Below are 19721 nucleotides of genomic sequence, written 5' to 3'. Positions count from 1 at the left end.
GTTTCTGGTTTTTGGTCGGCGCGACCAAAGCCACCGTGGTCTAGGGGATGAACCGCCATGTTCGCAGCCACGCTATCCCGCTGGACAATGTCCTACTTCGCGGCGGCGCTGATCTTTCTCGTCCTTGGCGAGACCATGATGGTTCTCGGCTTCGGCTTCCCGGTCTCAGCCCTCGAGGCGCCCGAAACGCTGGCGCTCGTGCATGTCGTCGTCCTGGGCTGGTTGAGCCTGTTGATGACCGGCGCGCTGCTGCAATTCGTGCCTGTCCTCGTCGGCCGGCCGCTTTCCTTCCCGAGCGTCGCGCTGCCGGCGCTCCTCTTCCTCATCGCCGGCATCGCCGGCCTGACACTTGGTTTCGTCAGCCTGTCCGGCGCGATAGATCTTCCGGTAACACTGCTTCCTGTGGGAGCCGCTTTCTCAATTGTTGGGTTTTCTGTTCTCGGCTTCTCCTTTGCCGCCACGCTCTGGCATGCCCGCCCCCTGCCGCTCCCGGCCCGCTTCGTCGCGGTCGGTCTTGCAGCGCTCTTCGGCACGATGCTGCTCGGCGGCGTCTATACCGGGGTGCTCTCGGGGCTGATCGATGCGGAAGCTGCGATCGACCTGACGATCGATGGGCTTTCGCTGCATGCTTCCCTGGGCCTGTGCGGCTGGTTGAGCTTCACCACCATGGGCGTCAGTTATCGGCTTTTGACCATGTTCATGCTGTCGCCGGACAAGGAGCGGACAAGCAGTCGCGTGGTCTTCGCGCTTGGTGCCCTTTGCCTCGGCCTTCTTGCAGCGGCGGTGCCGGTCATTCTCGCGGGTACTTTCGGTCGCTCCTCGCTCCTACTCCTTGCCGTTGGCTCCGGCGCTGCCGTGGTGGCGATCTATATCGCCGATATCCTGCGCATCTATCGGGAGCGTCGCCGCAAGGCGATCGAGCTCAACAGCCGCGCCAGCATCGGCGCCTTCGCGTCGTTGATCGCTGCGACTGCGCTGTTCGTCGCGCTGCTCGCGACCGGCCGTCTCGACGCTAGTTCCGGTGCCGTTATCTATCTCGTCGCCTTCGGCTGGCTGACGGGTATGGGCCTTGCCAAGCTCTACAAGATCGTGCCGTTCATGACCTGGCTCGAATGCTACGGGCCGGCGCTTGGGCGTATGCCAACGCCAAGGGTTCAGGACCTCGTCGTCGAGGTCTCGGCCCTTCGCTGGTTTTGGCTCTATTATCTGACGGTAGCGCTCGGTACTCTGGCCCTGCTGATCGGTAGTGTTGTCCTCTTTCGCTTTGCGAGCCTCGGCCAATTGATTGCCGTTAATGCGCTCATCCTGGAGTTCGTGCGAACACGGCGTCTGATCAACGTTCCGGCTGAACTTCGATTGCCTGATGGACTTGTTCGACCAGGCCTGTTTTTGCCATCCATTCCTCACGGAGGTTCCCATGAGCCAAGATCCCTATGAACTCGATGTCCGGCCGCTGTTGCGCGGTGGCAGCGACCCGTTCCAGGCCATCATGAATGCCGTTGACAGTCTGGCGCCGGGCCAGGCGTTGAAGCTGATTGCAACCTTCCGGCCCGTTCCGCTCTACAGCGTCATGGCCGGACGTGGCTTCACCCATCAGGACTGCCCGCTCGACAATGGCGACTGGGAGGTTCTGTTCACGCCCGAAGGAGACGTGGACGAGATCCGGCTTTCGGTCGGCGAAACGGATCTCGACACCTGGCCCGACCCGAGCCGCCAGCTCGACCTGACCGAGCTCGATCCGCCCGAGCCCATGGTGCGCATTCTGGCAACGGCCGAGAAGATGGCGGAGGGTGAAGTGCTCTTCGCCTTGCTCGCACGCGAGCCGCTGTTCCTCTATCCGGAGCTCGCCAAACGCGGGCACAAATGGGCCGGCAATTTCGATGCGACCGGCGAGACCTACCGGATCCTTATTCGCGTCGGCGGAAGGCGCTCCCATGTCGGCGCCTGATACCCTGGACCTTGAAGCGAAGATCCGCGATGCGCTGCGCATCATCATCGACCCCGAAATGGGCAAGAACGTCGTCGATCTCGGCCTGATCTATGACATCGACGTCCAGGAGGGCGGCATCGCCCGCGTCACCATGACGACAACGATCAAGGGGTGCCCGGCGACCGCCTTCCTCAAGGAGGCCGTACAGAACTGCGTCTGGTATGTGCCAGGCGTCGAATATGCCGAGGTACGCCTGACCTACGAGCCGCCCTGGACGCCTGAGATGATGGCCGACGGCGCGATCGAATTCGCGCAAGGGGGAATCTTTTAAGAGTTGTCCTGCAACAAACAAAAGGCGCCGCTGATGCGGCGCCTTTTTTCTTTGGGTTCGAGCGCGTCGTCAGGATGACGCGCGGGGCGATCGGCGATCGCACACCAGCATCGGGCCATATTCGAGCGTGAACAGTACGAAGGCTGCAATCCACAGCCCGCCCGATAGTGCGATCAGATGGTGATAGTGTGCGGGCAGCACCTCTGCCAGCGGCCGGATCAGTGCTGCGGCCATGATGGCGACATAGGAGGCGGTGGTGAGTGCTGATCCCACCAGCGGTCGTCCGGTGTGGCCGCGACTGGCGCGGGTCATGACGGCGAGCATCATCGAGGCAATCACGCCGACGGTCAGCACGTGCATGACCGGGTATTCGCTCAGGAGCTCGATCGCTCCGGCAGCGATGGCCAGGAAGCCGAGCGGCACGAAGGCATAGGCTGCGTGCAGCACGAAGAGCAGCGTCTCCGGCAAGGTCGCCAATCCGCGCCAGCGGAACAGCCGCACCGTATGGAAGACGCAGGCGATGAGCGCGATTGCCGCCGTGACGATGTGATCAGGTGCGAAGGTCCAGGCCGCAAGCGCCGCGACGCCGATTAGGATCGCCGCGGTGTCGAAGCGGTTATAGGGGACCGGGAAATTTGTGCGCCCGACCTTGTTCAGCCAGTTGCGCGTGAAGCTCTGCACAATGCGTCCACCAACGATCATGATCAGCATGGTGTAGGCGCCGATCGCCAGTCGCGCCGCGGCATCGACGTCGAGGTCGCTGAGAACCGAAAGGTGGAACCAGATATTGGCGGCAGACAGGAGCACCAGCCCGCCGATGACTTTCAGGTCTTTCCATTTGCGACCGACGATCACCTCGCGCGCGCAGATCAAAAGGAGCACAGGCAGGAACAACGCTTCGATACCGGCCGCGACAGGCAGGCCGATCAAACCGCTCGATAGCAGAGCGATCCGTCCGACCACCCAGAGCCCAAAGAGGCCGGCGAGCGGACCGCCGGAGACCGGCAGCCTTCCCGTCCAGTTCGGGATCGCCGTCAAAAGGAAGCCGCCGAGCACGGCGGAGGAGAAGCCGAACAGCATCTCGTGTGCGTGCCAATGGGCGGCGCCGTAGTTGCCGGCAAGGTCGAGCCCGAAAATCAGTGCCGAGATCCACAGCACCATGGCTCCGATCGCCCAGAGGGCGGCACCGAGAAAGAACGGCCGGAAGCCATAGGAGAAAAGTACCGGCCCGGTGGTGGAGAGTCCGCGCGGAATACCGCCGCTCGGTTTCGGTCTTATGAGTCTGTCCAACATGATCGTCGTCCTCGTCGTGCGTGCTTGCGGACTTGCGGATGAGGCTTGATCTATCAATGGCTTCAGAGGGGCTCTTTGCGAAAACGCAAGTATCGCGGCCCCGCTTCGCCAGGTGTGTTCATGGGGGACAAAGAAAAACGATCGCCTCGAAACGATTTGTTCCAAGACAAAGACGCGATTCGTCTGTGGTTCTATTCCTCTTGTGACTGCTGGGGGACCGGTGGTCGAGACCGGAGGTGAGGCCGCCCAAGTCGGCGCCGCCCACCCTAACTCGTTGAATACAGGCGCGTTTCGCAGAAGGCCAATTCCGGCCGCTGGAGCGCGTCGAAGGAGAGCAAGATGACTGAACAACTTCAGATGACCCGTCGGACGATGCTCGCCGGCGCTGCCCTGGCGGGCGCGGTTGCGCCGCTTCTCCATACCGCTTCGGCACAGGCGGCTGGCGCCGTCACGGCAGCGGGCGCTGCCCCCGTCGATATCTCGACCCTGCCGCGCGTGAAGGTCGACCTCGTCAAGCCGCCTTTCGTCCACGCCCATGAACAGGTCGCCAAGACCGGACCGCGGGTCGTCGAGTTCACCATGACGATCGAGGAAAAGAAGCTGGTGATCGACCGCGAGGGCACCGAGATCCACGCAATGACCTTCAACGGCTCGGTGCCTGGCCCGCTGATGGTGGTGCATGAGAACGACTATGTCGAGCTCCGCCTGATCAACCCGGCGACCAACACGCTGCTGCACAACATCGACTTCCACGCCGCAACCGGCGCGCTGGGCGGTGGTGCGCTGACGCAGGTCAACCCGGGCGAGGAAACCACGCTTCGCTTCAAGGCCACCAAGCCCGGTGTCTTCGTCTACCATTGCGCGCCCGAAGGCATGGTGCCGTGGCACGTCACCTCGGGCATGAACGGCGCCATCATGGTGCTGCCGCGCGAGGGCCTGAAGGACGAGAAGGGTCAGCCGCTGACCTATGACAAGATCTACTATGTCGGCGAGCAGGATTTCTACGTGCCGAAGGACGAGGCCGGGAACTACAAGAAGTACGAAACCCCCGGTGATGCCTACGAAGATGCGGTGAAGGCGATGCGCACGCTGACCCCGACCCACATCGTCTTCAACGGCGCGGTCGGCGCGCTGACCGGCGACAACGCCCTGACAGCGGCTGTGGGCGAGCGCGTGCTCGTCGTCCATTCGCAGGCCAACCGCGATACGCGGCCGCACCTGATCGGTGGGCATGGTGACTATGTCTGGGCGACCGGCAAGTTCCGCAACCCGCCGGACCTCGACCAGGAAACCTGGCTCATTCCGGGCGGAACCGCGGGCGCTGCCTTCTACACATTCCGCCAGCCGGGTGTGTACGCCTACGTCAACCACAACCTGATCGAGGCGTTCGAACTGGGCGCTGCCGGCCACTTCAAGGTCACCGGCGATTGGAACGACGACCTCATGACTTCGGTCGTCAAGCCGGCGTCGATGTAGACGGCTGAAGCAAGGTGATTGCAGGGCCGCGACCTGCGCGACCCCACACGCGAACGAAGGCACGCGCTCGTCAGCGCGTGCCCTTTCCCCGGAGACCTCCCATGACCAGCAACAAGAAATCTGCGGTTTCGCTCCTCTCGCTCGCAGCCCCGGCCGTCCTTTTGGCCGCAATCGGTGGCGTGCTTTCGGCGAAGGTGGGGCTGTTCGACGATCTCAAGGACGGCGTCGACCTGTCGATCAGGCCACCGGTGACCGTGACGATCGCACCGCGTCAAATGAGCTATCGGGCGGAGGGACACTTCCTGAAGAACGGCTTTGCTGTCGATGCGCCCATCGTCGTTGCGGCGCTCGAGCAGCCGCTCGAGATCATGAAGTACCAGGTGACGCGTCAGGATTTTGAACGCTGCATCGCCGACGGCGCCTGCCAGCAGCCGGAGGGCGGCCATGGTGCCGGCCTGTCGGGCGTACCGATGACCGGGATCAACTATACCGACGCGAACGACTATGCGGCATGGCTGACCAGGAAGACCGGCGAAGTCTGGCGTCTGCCGACCGACCAGCAATGGGCCTTTGCCGCCGGCTCCAAGTTTCCTGACGATGCGCTCGGGATCGACGGTAGCAAGGACAATCCGGCGCTGCGTTGGTTGGCGGACTACGAGCGCGAGGCGAGCCGGCAGCGGGCGAAGGACCCGCTGCCGCAGCCTTCGGGCGCTTTCGGCGAGAACGAGTACGGCGTTGCGGACCTGGACGGTAATGTCTGGGAATGGACAGAGACTTGCCACCGCCGTGTGACGATCGGCGACGATGGCGAGGTTTTGAAGGAGCAGCCCGCCTGCGGCATCTTCGTCGTCAACGGCAAGCACCGGGCATCGATGAGCTTCTTCATCCGTGATCCGAAGAGTGGCGGCTGCGCCGTCGGCGTGCCGCCGGACAATCTCGGCTTCCGGCTCGTGCGCGATGGCCGCTGGTATTCGGGCTTCCTCTACGCCTTCGAACGCCGGCTCCAGGGCGCCGGGTGACATGGCGTGGTCGGCGAAACCGCTGGGGCCTGTCCGTCTCAGCCGACATAGGGTCCGATACATGATTTTGCCCCTGGATCGTCATCGGTCCAGGGGCAAAATCATGTGGCGATCGTGGTGCGATAGCGTCCTTTGCGCATCTGACAGGACGTGCGGCGCCGTGGTCCTTTTGCAGGGTCCCGGGCTGTGCTAGAGCAGAGCAACTCAAACGGCAGGATGTAGGGCCAAAGTGGCTGCACTCGATCGCACACTCGTCAAATCGCTCCCTCTGTTCCAGAAGATGAGCGACCAGGAACTGGATTCGCTGCTGACGCGCGCCACGGTGCGGCGTGTTCCGCAGAACGAAGCCGTGTTCGAGCAGGGTGCGCAGGCCGACTTCTTCTTCCTGCTGCTGCACGGCCGGCTGAAGGTGACCCAGGTCACCAAGGACGGGCAGCAGATCATCGTCCGGGTCGTCAATCCCGGGGACCTCTTCGGCTTTGCCCGCGCGCTGCAGCGCAGCGACTATCCGGGAACGGCGACAGCCGCGACCGAGAGCCTGGTTCTCGCCTGGCCGACGGAGCTTTGGAACGTCTTCGTCGAGAAGAACCCTCACCTCGCCGTCAACGCCATGCATACGATCGGGCAGCGTCTCGACGAGGCGCATACCCGCATCCGCGAAATGTCGACGGAAGAGGTCGAGCGCCGTGTCGCCCACACGGTTCTCCGCCTTGCGGAGCAGGCGGGCAAGCCGGAAGGCGGCGGCGTCCGCATCGACTTCCCGATCTCGCGCCAGGATATCGCCGAGATGACCGGAACAACGCTGCACACCGTCTCGCGCATCCTCAGCGCCTGGGAAGGGCAGGGCCTCGTCCAGGGCGGACGACAGAAGCTGATGCTCAAGGACATTCCAGGCTTGCGGCGTCTGGCTGAACGGATTGGCAGCTAGAATGGCCGGCCGTACACCAGCGCGCGATCCTGCGACGTTCTTCCACATCGCATGACGGCCATTCACTTGCGAGTGACGAGCTATTGAGAACCCACCCCGCCAATCGCAGGATTGCACAATGTCGACGGGAAGGGATCTTAGATCACGGTTTACGGTGGTTCAGCGTCTACTTTGGAGCGACGATCCCAGGATAGAAGTCACCGTCGCCGCCTTCGTAGTTGCCGCTGTAACCGCCACCGCCGGTTTGGGAGCATGCGGCGAGGCCCAGAACTATTGCCAACAAGATTGTAGCGCGCATTTTTCTACCTTTTTCAGTTCATCGTTCACGACAGGGCTGTCGAAATTCCGTCCTATCATGTGGGGGATCAACCGATATCGGGCAATCCCAATGGCAGGATTTTGCTAGGGTTTTTCCGCGCGCACAGCGTAGCGATGCTGGGACTGCCGTGCCAGACCCTTGAAGACATTCCAGTTCTTGGCCTGGGTGCGATGGATTTCGCGCAGGTCCCTGTCGACCGTGATGTCGACGAAGCCGGCCTTCTGCAACAGTTCGACGACGGCCTCGGCGTGGGCGCCCTTGGAGAAATGCACGCGGGAGAGAATGCTGCGATGCGTCGCCATCATCTGCGGTGAACCGGTCGGCGTTTCCGCCCTGAAGAGGCCGAGGCGTTGTCCCCAGGCGCTGAGCTTCGAGAACAGCCGCTCGAGTGCCGTCGAGTTGACGAAGTCGCCGTCGACGACGAGCAGCGTGCCGCCCGGCTTCAGCACGCGCAGCCATTCGGCAAAGGCTGCGGCCGGATCGACGAGTGTCCACACCAAGTGCCGGTTGACGATCACATCGTAATGGCCGTCGGGCTCCATGGTATTTTCGGCGTCGCCGAGGGCAAAGCGGATCGAGCGGCCACGATTGCGGGCCTTTTCGCGGGCGCGTTCGAGCATGGGTTCGGCCCAATCCAGGCCCTGCACCTTGAAGCCGAGTTCGTCGAGCAGGTGCGAGATGACGCCCGTCCCGCTGGCAAGGTCCAACGCGGCGCGGCCGGCGCCAGGTCCGAGGTGGCGTAGAAACAACGCGTGCCAGGCAGCGCGCTCCTCCTCCGAGAAGATCTCATGTCCCGGTGACAGATCGAAAGTTGCGGCGCGCTCCGACCAGTAGGCCTTGATTTCATCCCGCAGGTTGTAGTTCTGCCGATCCGTTACATCGCTCATGTCGATACCGCCGTCTCTGTTTGGAGGCGTTCTAAAAGATAAATGTTGACTAATAAAGTCATGAAACATTAGATCGCGTCGATTTTCCCAGCGGAGCAGAAAACAATGCGGTTTTTCAACAGGGTGGCTGCGGCCGCCACGGGCTTTTGCGTGCTTTTTTCAACGGCAGCCTTCGCTGATGTCGTGACGCTGAAAGACGTGACCGGCCGCGATGTCGAGGTCAATGTACCGGTCGAGCACGTGATCCTCGGCGAAGGGCGCCAGATCTATTTCCTCGGTGCGCTCGACCGTGACGAGCCGTTCAAACGCGTCGTCGGCTGGCGTGACGATCTCTCCAAGGCTGACCCGGAAAGCTACGCCGCCTATCTCGCGAAATACCCTGATGTCGCCAAGCTGCCGACCTTCGGCGGCATGAAGGACGGCACTTTCGACATCGAGCAGGCGGTCGCGCTGAAGCCCGATGTCGTCTTGATGAATGTCGATGCCAAGACCGCAACGGAGGAGGCTGGCTACATCGAAAAGCTCGCCAAGGTCGGCATCCCGCTCGTCTATGTCGACTTCCGCGAAAAGCCGATGGAAAACACCGAGCCGAGCATGCGTGTGATGGGCAAGCTGCTCGGCAAGGAAGAGAAGGCCGAAGAATTCATCAAGTTCCGCGCCGAAAGCATCGCCAAGGTGACCGACGTTTTGGCGAAGGCCAACCCGAAGAAGCCGCTGGTCTTCGTCGAGCGCGCCGGCGGTTATTCCGACGATTGCTGCATGTCCTTCGGCAACGAGAATTTCGGCAAGATGGTCGAATTCGCCGGCGGCGTGAACATGGCCAAGGACATCATTCCCGGCACCTTCGGCACGGTCAATCCGGAGCAGATCATCGCTGCGAACCCGGACCAGATCATCGTCACCGGCGGCAACTGGCAGGGTTACGTGCCGGGCGGCGCCTGGGTTGGGGTCGGTTATGGCGCGGATGTAAAGGAAGCGGCCCGCAAGCTCGAAAACCTGACCAAGCGCCCGGCCTTTACCGGCGTCCAGGCGGTCAAGGACGGCCAGGTCCATGCCATTTGGCACCAGTTCTACAACAATCCCTACCAGTTCGTCGCGATCCAGCAGATCGCCAAGTGGCTGCATCCGGATCTCTTCGCCGACCTCGACCCGGAAGCGACGTTCAAGGAGCTGCATGAGCGCTTCCTGCCGCTTCCCTATGAGAGCGGCTACTTCGTTTCGCTGACGGCCAGCAAGTAAGCAGATCAACAGCCGGAGGAGGGGAGGTCTCTACGGCGCCGCGCGTCTTATTAGACGCGCAAAGGTCGCCGTAGCACTTTGAATTGCTGCATGTTTTCGTCCTTAAATCGCATGCGATTTAAAAAAACAGCAGCAGCGTCGCGATCGAAAGGAATGAGAATGCCGATCTTCAGGAAAATCGCGTCGGCGATGATCGCCGCCATAGTGCTGGCGGCTCTGCCGGCTAGTGCTGCGGAAATCATCGACGTTACCGGCCGCCGGGTCGAAATCGCGCTGCCCGCCAAGCGCGTGCTGCTGGGCGAGGCGCGGCAGATCCATGTCGCGGCGGCGCTGAAAGGCGAGCATGTCTTCGACACGATCGTCGGCTGGCGCGACGACCTCGTGAAAAAGGACCCGGATTCCTACGCCGCCTATGTCGAGCGCTTCCCCGAGATCGAGAAGCTGCCGCGTTTCGGCTATATCCCTTCAGGCGATTTCAGCCTCGAAGCGGCGATCGCGCTGAAGCCCGATGTGCTGACCCTGAACCTCGAGGCTGAGAAGGCTGTCGAGGAATCGGGCTTCATCGAAAAGGCGGCGGCTGCCGGCATCGCCGTCGTCTATCTCGATTTCCGCGTCGATCCGGCTGCCAACAGCGAGAAATCGGTCGAAATCCTCGGCCAACTCTTCGGCGCCGAGGCAAAGGCGCGTGAATTCATCGAATACCGCAATGCCCAGATCGCGTTGGTGACGGACCGCCTGAAGAAGGCGGGGGCAATCGCACGCCCGAAAGTCTTCATCGAGCGCTCTCCCGGTATCACCGGCGACGTCGTCTGCTGCCGAACCTTCGGTCCGGCGAATTTCGGCAAGATGGTGGAAGAGGCCGGCGGCCACAATATCGGTTCGGACGTGATCAAGGGCACCTTCGGCGACCTCAATCCCGAGCAGCTCATCGTCAGTGATCCCGATCATGTCATCATCACCGGCAGCAACTGGTCGGCGGAATCCGATCTCAACCAGTTCGTCAGCGTCGGCCGTGGCGCCGATGCGGCGGCGGCTGAGGAGCGTCTGCGCGGCCTGATGCAGCGCCCGGGCTTTCCCGGCCTGAAGGCGGTGAAGGAAGGTAACGTGCACGCCGTCTGGCATCAGTTCTACGGCGCGCCTTACGAGTTCATTCCGATCCAGCAGTTTGCCAAATGGTTCCAGCCGGAGCTTTTTGCCGACATCGACCCGGACCGGACTTTCCGCGAGTTTCACGAGAAGTTCCTGCCGGTGACCTATCGCCCGGGCTACTTCGTCTCGCTTCCGAAGGATGGTGAATGATGGTTGCCATGACTGACCAGATTTCCGGCGTTGAGGGACGGGGGCGCTATCGCGCGCTCGTCCTGCGCCGTTTGGTGCTGATCTTCTGTCTCGTCGGCGCGCTGTTTGCGTCCGTCGCGGTCGACATGGCGCTTGGCCCTGCAAATTATCCGCTTGCCGATGTGCTGACGGCGCTGTTCCGGTCGGAAACCGTGAGCGACCAGCTCCGGGTGGTGATCTGGGACATCCGCATGCCGATCGCGCTGATGGCCGTGACGGTCGGCGCCTCGCTGTCGGTCGCCGGCGCGCAGATGCAGACGATCCTCGCCAACCCGCTGGCAAGTCCGTTCACGCTCGGCATCTCCGCCGCTGCCGGTTTCGGCGCGGCCCTCGGCCTCGTTGCCGGCGTCGCGGTCTTTCCGGTTGCGGTCCAGTACATGGTGCCGATCAACGCCTTCCTGATGGCGATGCTGGCGGCGCTCTTCATCCACTTCGCCTCCACCATGCGCGGCGTCACAGTGGAAACGATCGTGCTGCTCGGCATCGCGCTCGTCTTCACCTTCAATGCTGCGCTGTCGCTGCTCGAATACCTCGCCTCCGAGCAAGCGCTGGCCGCGGTCGTGTTCTGGACGATGGGCAGCCTCACCAAGGCAACCTGGCCGAAGGTCTGGATCACCGGCGCCGTGCTGCTGTTCGCCTTGCCGCTTTTTGCACGGCACGCCTGGGCGCTGACGGCGCTTCGGCTCGGCGACGACAAGGCGGCGAGCTTCGGCATCAATGTTCGCCGGCTAAGGCTCGAGGCGATGATGACCGTCAGCCTGCTTGCGGCGATCCCGGTCTCCTTCGTCGGCACGATCGGTTTCGTCGGTCTCGTCGGGCCGCATATCGCCCGCATGCTGGTCGGCGAGGATCAGCGCTTCTTCCTGCCGGCCTCGGTGCTCTGCGGCGCGCTGCTGCTTTCGGTCACCTCGGTCGTCAGCAAGATGCTGATTCCCGGCGCGGTGCTGCCGATCGGCGTCATCACCGCGCTCGTCGGCGTGCCCTTCTTCTTCGTGCTGATTTTCACCAACAGGAGGCGTGCATGGTAAGCCTGACGCTGGAAAAGGTTGGTGCGAACTATGGCCGGCGCGTGGTGCTGTCGGACGTCAATACAGGTGTCCTTAGGGGCGGTGGCCTGACGGCGGTGATCGGTCCCAATGCCGCCGGCAAGTCGACGCTGTTCAAGCGCATCGCAAGCCTGACGTCCGGGCCCGGCACCGTCCACCTTTCGGACACGTCCAAGGGGCCCGAGGGCATCTGCTACATGCCGCAGGATACCGGCGCCAATGCCGTGCTCACCGTCTACGAGTCGGTGCTTCTGTCGGCCAAGCAGGGTTCCGGCTGGAAGGTGAAGGACGCCGAACTCGCCGAGATCGACCGGGTGCTCGGCGAGCTCCGGATCGCCGACCTCGCCTTTCGCGGCCTCGGCGAGCTTTCCGGTGGCCAGCGCCAGCTTGTCTCCATAGCCCAGGCCCTGGTGCGCAAGCCCGAAGTGCTGTTGATGGACGAGCCGACCTCGGCGCTTGATCTCTTCCGCCAGATCGAGGTACTCGGCTTCATGAAGCGCCTGTCGGCGCAGTCGGGCATGGCGGTGCTGATCGCGCTGCACGACCTGAACCATGCGCTGCGCTACTGCGACGACACGATCGTCATCAGCGGCGGCTCGGTGCTGGCGAGCGGCCCGACCCATGAGGTCATCACCGCGGACATGCTGCGCTCGGTCTACCGCGTCGAGGCGCGTGTGGAGGCTTGCTCCATGGGGCGTCCGGTCGTCATCGTCGACGAGTCGCTTTAGGCGCCAGAACAATTCCATGAAAATTTGAAGCGGTTTCCGTCTGGAACGGCACCAATTCAAGAGGCTGGAAAGCACTTCGCCGCCGAGGCGGCGAAGTGCGGCTTCTGAGATCAGGTCGGCTTGTGCCCCTTCAGGCCGTAGAAGGCGATATAGGCATAGCAGGCGACGGGCATCAGGTAGGCAAGGTGGATGCCGATGTTGTCGGCAAGGCCGCCCTGAACGAGCGGCAACAGCGCGCCGCCGACGATTGCCAGGCACAGGATGCCGGAGCCCTGGCTCGTATATTTCCCGAGGCCGTAGAGCGCCAGGCTGAAGATCGTCGGGAACATGATCGAGTTGAAAAGCCCGATCGCCAGAACCGACCACATGGCAACGCTGCCGCCGGCAAAGACGGTTAGCAGCAACAGCACGATCGCTGCGACTGCGTTGAAGGCCAACGCCTTGCCGTCGTCGACGAAGCGCATCGCAACCGCGCCGATGAACCGGCCGACCATCGCTCCGCCCCAGAAATACATCACATAATGGGCGGCTTCGGCCTCGGAGAGGCCGGCAATGTCGGGCTGGTTCAGGAAGTTGACGAGGAAGCTGCCGATACTGACCTCCGCGCCGACATAGACGAAGATGCCGATGGCGCCGAGGACCAGGTGGCGGTAGTGCCAGGCCGACTTGCCGTCGGTGATCGGCTCGATCTCGTCATGCACTTCGACGGTCGGCAGGTTCAGGGCGGCGAAGAGCGCCGCAAGCAGCAGGAAGGCGGCGGCAAGAAGCAGGTAGGGCATCTTGACCGCGCTTGCTTCGGCGAGCCTCAGCGCGTCGAGCTGCTCCGGCGTCGCGCCGGCAGTGGCGACGACAGCAGCCGACAGGATCAACGTTGCACCGAACATCGGGGCCAGCGTCGTGCCGAGCGAGTTGAAGGCCTGGGTCAGGGTCAGACGGCTCGCGGCCGTATCCGGCGGACCAAGCACGGTCACGTAAGGGTTGGCCGAAACCTGCAGCAGCGTGATGCCGCTCGCCAGCACGAAGAGAGCACCGAGGAACAGCGCATAGATGCGAAAGCTTGCCGCCGGGACGAACAGCGCGCAGCCGATGGCGGCGATGACGAGGCCGAGCACGATCCCCCATTTGTAGCTGATGCGCTTGACGAGCGCGCCGGCGGGCAGCGAGACGATGAAATAGGCGCCGAAGAAGCAGAATTGGATCAGCATCGACTGCGTGTAGTTGAGCGAGAAGACGTTCTTCAGATGCGGGATCAGAATGTCGTTCAGGCACGTGATGAAGCCCCACATGAAGAACAGTGAGGTGAGCGCGAAGAGGGCAAATCGATAGCCCGTCGCGTCCGGTGACGCGGATGAGGCCGCGCGCGTGGGCTCAGCGCCCTTGGTGATGATACCTGCCAATGGTTTAACCTCATGATGTCGTTGACGCCGGAGCTTGGGGCCTTGGGAGGGCGTCGCATTGGACGCGCCGGCGGCAGCCGTTGATCTTCACTTGGGAGCACGAAGATATCCGGTTGCGCGGCGCTTATACCGCGCGCACAGGGCTTTGACAGTGTGAAAGGTAGGATTTCCCCGGTCGCAGGCCGGCTATCGGTCAGAGCGTGGCCAGTTCGCGATTGGTAAGTGTGCCGACATGGGCCCGTTTGATGTCGAGCTTCCGTTCGAGCGCCGCCATGATGTCCTCGCTGAACTCGATCGATGTCAGTTCGGCGATTTCAGGCAGTGCTCCCGGGGTAAAGACGTTGACCTCAACGAGCTTGTCGCCGACCACGTCGAGACCGACGAGGAACATGCCGTCGCGCACCAGCTTCGGCCGCATCTGCTCGGCCACCGCGAGCATTTCCGGCGTGACGACGGCGGCGACGGGCCTGCCGTTGACATGCATGTTGGAACGTAGCTCACCTTCCGCCGGGACGCGCCGAACCGCAGCGTAGGTATCGCCGCGTTTGAGCGGCCGGCCGTTCATCAGGAACAGCCTGACGTCGCCTTCCGTTGCTGCCGGCAGATATTCCTGCGCGATCACATAGCCCATCTCGCTGACCGCCTCGAAGATCTGGTTGAGGTTCGTCTCGTGGCTGGAGCTAACCTTGAAGACGTTCTTGCCGCCGGAGCCCTGCAGCGGCTTCAGAATGACACCTTCCGGGTGCTCGTCGACAAAGGCCCTGATCTCCTCAATATGCTTCGAGATCAGCGTGGTCGGCCGAACCATCTCGGGAAAGTCCTGGAGATAGAGCTTGTTCTGCGCCCGCGTGAGCCCGTCGGGATCGTTGACGACGATTGCCCCGCGCTCGGCCGCAAGCCGCCCGAAAATCACGCCCGCCTGGGTGGCCCAGGGGCGCGGACCGGCGTCTTCCGACGGGTCGCTTCTCAAAAACAGAACGTCGACGTCGGCGATGTCCAGCGTCTCACGCCGCGTGGCGCCGCTCCGCAACGCGGCGATGAAGGTTTCGGCCTTGCGCGGCTTCGCCGCGCCGAGGTTGAGGGCGTGGATCATCAGGCGGCCATCGGGCCTCAGGATGAAATCACCAGGGGTGACGTAGACGATCTCGTGGCCACGGGCGAGTGCCGCAAGCGCAAGCGATGTCGTCGCATAGACCGTCTCTTCGCCCTCGATGGAGTTGACGAAAAAGGCGATGCGCATTCAGTTTCCTACTCTGCGACCATGTCGAGCGGGGTAATTCCCCTCTGGGCTCGCTGAAGTCGGTCGCGCGCTTTGACGTCATCGAGGAAAATAGGGCGAATGGCCGCGGCACCAAGGAGGCCGCGCAAATTGAGTTCCTGGATCGCACCGAAATGCGACGCGGCGATCTTGCCCATCCAGAAGGGCTCGAGACTGCCGCCGTCGGCGAGATGCTCGAGAAGCTGCAACAGGCCGCGCAGGTAGATCGCGTCCTTGACCAGCCCGCCGCCGCGATAGATGCGCAGCGTAATGTTGAAGGCCTCTGTGGTGCCGAAGCCGTGGCCGTCGACGAGCAGCCGGTAGGTCTCCGGAAACAGTGCGCCGTCAAGCAGGGCCGCGCAGCCGACGACTCTCGCCGCAAGCACCCGCAGCCGGTCCGCGGTCATGCCGGCACTCAAGTATTCGGCGAAAACGGCAAGCCCTTCCTGCATGCCTTCGTAACCGGCAAGCCCTGAGCGGAGGATCCGGAGGCCCTGGGCCGAGCCGTTGAAATAGGTCAGCAGGTGCACGCCGACCTCGTGGCTGAGCAGCGCCTCGACGCGATCGGGGTCGAGTGCCGAGCTTCTGGCGATCAGCAGTTGACCGCGCGAGACGAGCAGGCCGGCTGGCAGGTCGTCGCGAATTTCGACGGACGCGGTGAAATCGGCGGACTGGCGCCGATAGGCTGATATCATCGCCTGGGCTCGCTCCCTTATGTAGTCGCAGTCGCGCTTGTTGCCGGATGTCGGAGACGAGGCGCCATCGGCTGCGGTGCGCGCGAGGATGTCGGACGCGGCGTTGAGAAGGTCGCTTTCCACCGGGCCGTAGAGTGCGCGGCCGAGTTCGACGAATTTGCGGGTCTCGCGCGCGGATATCATCGAGAGCTGCAGATCGACCTCCTGCTGCTTTTCCCGATAGAGGGCATAAAGCAGCGGATCTTCGAGGTGTTCGAAGTTGAGGGTGAAGAGTTTGCGCTTGGCCGTTTCGATCTGCAGCGCCAGCGGCCGATAGTAGAGGCGGGGACTTCGGGAAAAGCCGCTCGACGCGAATTCCGCCCAGGCGGTTTCGGCGTTGATCGGCGTCACCGCGAGCAGGAAATCGAAGCTCGAGGCGATCTCGTCGATGCCGCGGTCGGCACGCACGACCGCGTCGACGAAGGCTTTCCGGCCAAGGGCGCGATGCGTCGGTAGCCGGAAGTCATCGGACCGCGCGCGGGCGAAGGCCGCAACGGCGCGGAGCCCAGCATCGAAGACGCTCGCAACCAGCCGCTCGCGCAATTGCGGATAGATGCGGCGGGTGCCCGGCTCGCAGTAGATGGGGGCAAAACGCACGGTGAGATGGGGATAGTCGAGCGCCAGGGTCTTTCGGCCTGCCCGTGCCTCCGGTTGCCGCTCGACAAGCGTCACATGCGGGGTCCGGAACTTTCCCTCGATCGTCGCAGCGGTCTCGATCAGTGCTTTCGCGGCAACCTGCTCGGCGCCGCTTAGCCCGGCGACGACCTCGATCAGGAAGGGCGGCAGGAACGGCGCGTCCTTGGCCGGCGGGTCATCGCTTTCGAGCTCGGCAAACTCGAGAACGATGAACATGCCCTGCCGCTCTTCGATCACGCGGCCGACCCGCTCGATGACGACGGCGGCGATATCGACGCTCGGAGCCAGCAGATAGGCGGCATTCGCCTGGGCGATATCGCGCGCGACCGGCTGCTGGTGCTCGGCTGCGATATGGACGCAGAGGAAGGGAAGCAGGCGGTCGATGTGCAGCCGTCCACCCTCGCCGAAGTCCCGTCGCACGGCGCGACCATCCTTCAGTCGGGCAATGGCTTCATCGAGCCACTCCGGGTCAGGGCTCGCGCGCATGGGTCTCCCGTCCGTCATCGCTGCCTCGCGAGCGCCTCGGTCAGGATCGGAACGAGTGATCCGACCAGTGTGCGCAGCGACCTCAGCGCTTCGAGGTCTGGCTTGCCGGTCCACTCGTCCATGAAGGTCTTCTTGAACTCGATCGCGATCGCGCAGCCCGTATCGGGAAAGTGCTCGTGGATGAAGCGCGTCTGTTCTCCGCGTCCCTGGAAGGCAATGTTTTCACGCACATCCACAGGCCGACCCGCGAGCGTGGTGGCGCTGATGGCAGCGACCAGCGTATCGATCACGTCGGCCCATTTGGCCCGATCCATGGAGGAGGTTCCGATGTTGATCTCGGGTGCCTCGGCGATATCGGCCGGTTCGGCCTCCGGCCCCTGCCGCCGATGGTTGTAGCTGTGTATGTCGAGCACGATGAAGCGCTGATGGCGGCGCTCGATCGCCGTCAGCATCGACCGGAGCATGGCATAGTATTCGTCATGGACGGCAAGGGATGTTTCGATCAACTCCGCAGGCGGCTGCTCCCGCCAGACGGAAAGACCCCAGGCCTGTGCGGGCTGGAGGTAGACGGCGCCTACGCGGGCACGATTGATATCGACCTCGAAGCGCGAGCGATGGACGACGATGCGGTTGGCAAGGTCCCGGATGATGAATTCGGTGAACGGGTCCTCCTCGCGCAGCCTTTCTTCCTCCGTCAACGCCACCAGCGCCCGGGCATCGCTGCGCATGGCATGCCCATTGTGGATCGCGGTGCCGACGATCGGTCCATCGCCGCGATTTACGGTCCACCAGGCGTTCTCCGTGGCTGAACGGAACTGTTCCGTCGGCTCGCGTTGCATGTTCGCTCCCGCATGCCCTCACTATGGGCGCTTCGGGAATGCAACTCCCGGGCACGCCCGAGAGTTCCGCAAAGATTCAAAATTCCATGGCAGATCAGTCCGGTTCGGGGTGCCGTTCTCGGTTCCCGCTTCAGCGCGATGACACCCCGATTTCGCCGAGGATCCATTGGCGGAAGGCGCTGATCTTCGGTGAATTGCGCCGCGTCTCCGGGTAGACCAGCCAGTAGGCATGGTCGTCGTTGCAGAGAAGATCGAAGGGCTGGACGAGGCGCCCATCGGCCAGCTCGGCGGCGAAGAACGCCGGCGTCAGGATCGCCACGCCCTGGCCGGCCGTGGCGGCGTTGCCCTCATAGGCCTGCGCGCCCATGCTGGCGCCGGGACGACTGGAAAGCCCCTCGGCAGGCACATTCGCGGCCGCAAACCATTTCGCCCACCAGGGATCGCCGGGATCGAGCAGCGGCAGACGCAACAGATCGGCCGGCTCCTTCACCCCGCCGATACTGGCCGCAAGGTTCGGGCTGAGCATAGGGGTGAAGTCGGCGTTGATCAGCCGGTGCGCCACAAGCCCCGGCCAATCGCCGCGGCCGGAGCGAATGCCGATATCGACCTCCTCGCGGCTGAAGTCCACCAGGTGAGGCTCCGTTTGAAGGCGGACGGCAAGGGAAGGGTGGGCGATCTGAAAGGAGCCAAGACGCCGCGCCAGCCAATTGGAGGCGAACGTGGCGATCGTGCTGATGACAAGCGTTCCCTGGGCGCCGCCGCGCGCCGTGACATAGGCTTCGCTGAGCTGCTCGAAGGCCTGCGTGACCGCCGGAGCGAGCCGCTGTCCGACTTCTGTCAAGGCAATCTGCCGCGGTCGGCGCAAAAACAAGGGCGCGCCGACCCGATCCTCGAGAACCTTGATCTGATAACTCACCGCGGCCTGCGTCATGCCGAGCTCGGTTGCGGCCTTCGTGAAGCTTCCATGCCGGGCGACCGCCTCGAAGACGCGGATCGCCGTCAATGGTGGAAGCGGAAGTGTCTTATGCATTAAATGGCCTTATGCATGGTAAGCGATATTCGATTGGAAGGTGATGCCGCTCGTAACCATTTTCAAGATCCGTCCATTAGACGGATTGATGAAGAGGATGACGGCTATGACAACCATTCAAGTACGTAGTTTTTCGTCGACAAACGATTTTTCCGCGCGCTCCTGGCTGGCGTTTCTGTTCGCTCGAAAGCGCCGTGCGCTCGAGGTCGTCGATGTCAGAGACCTGTCGGATCACCTGAAACGGGACATGGGCTTCCTCGATGGCAACCGCCCCGACGCGAAAGACCTCCCGACCGCTTGAATACTTTCGACCTGGGCGAGCCTCCCATCGCCCAGGTCCACCAATGCCAAGGGCATGACACCGCCGCCGCCTCCTTCCTCCGTTACACTACCCCTGCACTCGCAGCTCCGACGTCCGCCAAAAGCGGAGCAGTTTTTCATCTCTCGCTCGCTCTTTGGGTCAGAATTCCTTTAATCTACTATTTGAGTGGATAATCTCGGAAGGCTCGGTCAGGAATCGAGCTGGGCAGAAACGCCCTCCGGTCGGCGCAGGTTTGCGTTGATCGGCTGAAAATGAGGTCCGAGATGAGTATGCTGCGGCAATTTGAGCGTTTGAGCGCAATTCGCGAGGTCCTGCAGGGCCGTTTGGAACTGCACGAGGCGCGGGACTGTTTCGGCTTCGACGATGTCGAGGACGGCACGGCCAATGAGCTCAGGGACCGCATCGCCGAACTCTCCGATGAAATCTCGACCTTAAGAAGTCGTTGCGACCGATACGAAAGCTTCGGCCGTCAATGACCAACCCGA

The 19721-nt window shown here is 62.9% G+C and carries 19 protein-coding genes; 12 read left to right on the top strand and 7 right to left on the bottom strand.

The genetic code is table 11. The features are described 5' to 3' along the window. Positions 1–57: 57 nt before the first annotated feature. From AC070A_RS06055 to AC070A_RS06045, 3 genes are read left to right on the top strand one after another with little or no spacing between them, the layout of a single operon-like run. Positions 58–1437, top strand: coding sequence for a hypothetical protein (locus AC070A_RS06055; RefSeq protein WP_492383754.1), 1380 nt, complete (start codon positions 58–60; stop codon positions 1435–1437). Then, positions 1418–1948, top strand: a complete 531-nt coding sequence (locus AC070A_RS06050) for a DUF2249 domain-containing protein (protein WP_492383753.1) — start codon at positions 1418–1420, stop codon at positions 1946–1948. Before AC070A_RS06055 ends, AC070A_RS06050 begins: the two co-directional genes overlap by 20 nt. Continuing rightward, complete coding sequence (locus AC070A_RS06045; protein ID WP_492383752.1) at positions 1935–2261, top strand: metal-sulfur cluster assembly factor; 327 nt, start codon at positions 1935–1937, stop codon at positions 2259–2261. Before AC070A_RS06050 ends, AC070A_RS06045 begins: the two co-directional genes overlap by 14 nt. A gap of 69 nt (positions 2262–2330) precedes the next feature. Here the strand turns inward: AC070A_RS06045 and AC070A_RS06040 are convergent, their stop codons facing one another. Further along, a complete protein-coding gene (locus AC070A_RS06040; RefSeq protein WP_492383751.1) occupies positions 2331–3554 on the bottom strand; it encodes an NnrS family protein in 1224 nt (407 codons plus the stop codon). Between the two features lie 339 nt (positions 3555–3893). On the opposite strand from AC070A_RS06040, the gene nirK reads away from it, so the two are divergent. The 3 genes from nirK to AC070A_RS06025 all read left to right on the top strand — a co-directional run bounded on the left by nirK (position 3894) and on the right by AC070A_RS06025 (position 6977). Continuing rightward, a complete protein-coding gene (gene nirK, locus AC070A_RS06035) occupies positions 3894–5030 on the top strand; it encodes a copper-containing nitrite reductase (RefSeq protein ID WP_058329739.1) in 1137 nt (378 codons plus the stop codon). A 101-nt stretch (positions 5031–5131) separates the two neighbouring features. Continuing rightward, complete coding sequence (locus AC070A_RS06030; protein ID WP_492383750.1) at positions 5132–6049, top strand: SUMF1/EgtB/PvdO family nonheme iron enzyme; 918 nt, start codon at positions 5132–5134, stop codon at positions 6047–6049. 280 nt (positions 6050–6329) lie between these two features. Next, a complete protein-coding gene (locus tag AC070A_RS06025; RefSeq protein WP_057252108.1) occupies positions 6330–6977 on the top strand; it encodes a Crp/Fnr family transcriptional regulator in 648 nt (215 codons plus the stop codon). 402 nt (positions 6978–7379) lie between these two features. On the opposite strand, the gene AC070A_RS06020 is transcribed toward AC070A_RS06025, so the two are convergent. Continuing rightward, positions 7380–8183, bottom strand: a complete 804-nt coding sequence (locus AC070A_RS06020; RefSeq protein ID WP_057251858.1) for a class I SAM-dependent methyltransferase — start codon at positions 8181–8183, stop codon at positions 7380–7382. A gap of 105 nt (positions 8184–8288) precedes the next feature. Here AC070A_RS06020 and AC070A_RS06015 point away from each other — a divergent pair, with 105 nt between their 5' ends. The 4 genes from AC070A_RS06015 (at position 8289) to AC070A_RS06000 (ending at position 12534) form a co-directional block, all read left to right on the top strand. After that, positions 8289–9422: an ABC transporter substrate-binding protein gene (locus AC070A_RS06015; protein WP_057251857.1), complete on the top strand. Its 1134-nt coding sequence runs from the start codon at positions 8289–8291 to the stop codon at positions 9420–9422. Positions 9423–9575: 153 nt separating this feature from the next. Further along, positions 9576–10721 carry an ABC transporter substrate-binding protein gene (locus AC070A_RS06010; RefSeq protein ID WP_057251856.1) on the top strand — a complete coding sequence of 382 codons (1146 nt, stop codon included), beginning with the start codon at positions 9576–9578 and terminating at the stop codon, positions 10719–10721. Further along, positions 10718–11788, top strand: a complete 1071-nt coding sequence (locus AC070A_RS06005; protein WP_057251855.1) for a FecCD family ABC transporter permease — start codon at positions 10718–10720, stop codon at positions 11786–11788. The genes AC070A_RS06010 and AC070A_RS06005 overlap by 4 nt, the downstream gene beginning before the upstream one ends. After that, the gene (locus tag AC070A_RS06000) at positions 11782–12534 is read left to right on the top strand and encodes an ABC transporter ATP-binding protein (RefSeq protein ID WP_057251854.1); all 753 of its coding nucleotides are present in this window, start codon (positions 11782–11784) and stop codon (positions 12532–12534) included. Before AC070A_RS06005 ends, AC070A_RS06000 begins: the two co-directional genes overlap by 7 nt. Before the next feature lie 110 nt (positions 12535–12644). Here the strand turns inward: AC070A_RS06000 and AC070A_RS05995 are convergent, their stop codons facing one another. The 5 genes from AC070A_RS05995 to AC070A_RS05975 form a co-directional block, all read right to left on the bottom strand. Next, entirely contained in the window at positions 12645–13919 is a 1275-nt protein-coding gene (locus AC070A_RS05995; protein WP_492384386.1) for a sugar MFS transporter, read from the bottom strand. A gap of 205 nt (positions 13920–14124) precedes the next feature. Then, positions 14125–15171 carry a glutathione synthetase gene (locus tag AC070A_RS05990; protein ID WP_057251852.1) on the bottom strand — a complete coding sequence of 349 codons (1047 nt, stop codon included), beginning with the start codon at positions 15169–15171 and terminating at the stop codon, positions 14125–14127. 8 nt (positions 15172–15179) lie between these two features. After that, positions 15180–17045: a peptidase MATCAP family protein gene (locus AC070A_RS05985; protein ID WP_375293070.1), complete on the bottom strand. Its 1866-nt coding sequence runs from the start codon at positions 17043–17045 to the stop codon at positions 15180–15182. Between the two features lie 14 nt (positions 17046–17059). Beyond that, on the bottom strand, positions 17060–17884 hold the full coding sequence (locus AC070A_RS05980) for an N-formylglutamate amidohydrolase (protein WP_057251850.1): 825 nt from the start codon (positions 17882–17884) through the stop codon (positions 17060–17062). 130 nt (positions 17885–18014) lie between these two features. After that, a complete protein-coding gene (locus AC070A_RS05975; protein WP_112996265.1) occupies positions 18015–18914 on the bottom strand; it encodes a LysR substrate-binding domain-containing protein in 900 nt (299 codons plus the stop codon). Positions 18915–18957: 43 nt separating this feature from the next. Here AC070A_RS05975 and AC070A_RS05970 point away from each other — a divergent pair, with 43 nt between their 5' ends. Together AC070A_RS05970 and AC070A_RS05965 are read left to right on the top strand one after the other, a co-directional pair. After that, positions 18958–19215 carry a hypothetical protein gene (locus AC070A_RS05970; RefSeq protein ID WP_309140366.1) on the top strand — a complete coding sequence of 86 codons (258 nt, stop codon included), beginning with the start codon at positions 18958–18960 and terminating at the stop codon, positions 19213–19215. Between the two features lie 284 nt (positions 19216–19499). Continuing rightward, positions 19500–19712 (top strand): hypothetical protein, encoded by a 213-nt coding sequence (locus AC070A_RS05965; protein ID WP_057251848.1) that lies wholly within the window; start codon positions 19500–19502, stop codon positions 19710–19712. Positions 19713–19721: the final 9 nt, after the last annotated feature.

This window comes from Ensifer sp. GW101-20A05 (assembly GCF_059424735.1).
This window is presented reverse-complemented; position numbering and strand designations above follow the sequence as displayed.

Coding starts and splice junctions, on each gene's coding strand:
- AC070A_RS06055 (WP_492383754.1), top strand. CDS start 58: ATGTTCGCAGCCACGCTATCCCGCTGGACAATGTCCTACTTCGCGGCG.
- AC070A_RS06050 (WP_492383753.1), top strand. CDS start 1,418: ATGAGCCAAGATCCCTATGAACTCGATGTCCGGCCGCTGTTGCGCGGT.
- AC070A_RS06045 (WP_492383752.1), top strand. CDS start 1,935: ATGTCGGCGCCTGATACCCTGGACCTTGAAGCGAAGATCCGCGATGCG.
- AC070A_RS06040 (WP_492383751.1), bottom strand. CDS start 3,554: ATGTTGGACAGACTCATAAGACCGAAACCGAGCGGCGGTATTCCGCGC.
- nirK (WP_058329739.1), top strand. CDS start 3,894: ATGACTGAACAACTTCAGATGACCCGTCGGACGATGCTCGCCGGCGCT.
- AC070A_RS06030 (WP_492383750.1), top strand. CDS start 5,132: ATGACCAGCAACAAGAAATCTGCGGTTTCGCTCCTCTCGCTCGCAGCC.
- AC070A_RS06025 (WP_057252108.1), top strand. CDS start 6,330: ATGAGCGACCAGGAACTGGATTCGCTGCTGACGCGCGCCACGGTGCGG.
- AC070A_RS06020 (WP_057251858.1), bottom strand. CDS start 8,183: ATGAGCGATGTAACGGATCGGCAGAACTACAACCTGCGGGATGAAATC.
- AC070A_RS06015 (WP_057251857.1), top strand. CDS start 8,289: ATGCGGTTTTTCAACAGGGTGGCTGCGGCCGCCACGGGCTTTTGCGTG.
- AC070A_RS06010 (WP_057251856.1), top strand. CDS start 9,576: ATGAGAATGCCGATCTTCAGGAAAATCGCGTCGGCGATGATCGCCGCC.
- AC070A_RS06005 (WP_057251855.1), top strand. CDS start 10,718: ATGATGGTTGCCATGACTGACCAGATTTCCGGCGTTGAGGGACGGGGG.
- AC070A_RS06000 (WP_057251854.1), top strand. CDS start 11,782: ATGGTAAGCCTGACGCTGGAAAAGGTTGGTGCGAACTATGGCCGGCGC.
- AC070A_RS05990 (WP_057251852.1), bottom strand. CDS start 15,171: ATGCGCATCGCCTTTTTCGTCAACTCCATCGAGGGCGAAGAGACGGTC.
- AC070A_RS05985 (WP_375293070.1), bottom strand. CDS start 17,045: ATGCGCGCGAGCCCTGACCCGGAGTGGCTCGATGAAGCCATTGCCCGA.
- AC070A_RS05980 (WP_057251850.1), bottom strand. CDS start 17,884: ATGCAACGCGAGCCGACGGAACAGTTCCGTTCAGCCACGGAGAACGCC.
- AC070A_RS05975 (WP_112996265.1), bottom strand. CDS start 18,914: ATGCATAAGACACTTCCGCTTCCACCATTGACGGCGATCCGCGTCTTC.
- AC070A_RS05970 (WP_309140366.1), top strand. CDS start 18,958: ATGCCGCTCGTAACCATTTTCAAGATCCGTCCATTAGACGGATTGATG.
- AC070A_RS05965 (WP_057251848.1), top strand. CDS start 19,500: ATGAGTATGCTGCGGCAATTTGAGCGTTTGAGCGCAATTCGCGAGGTC.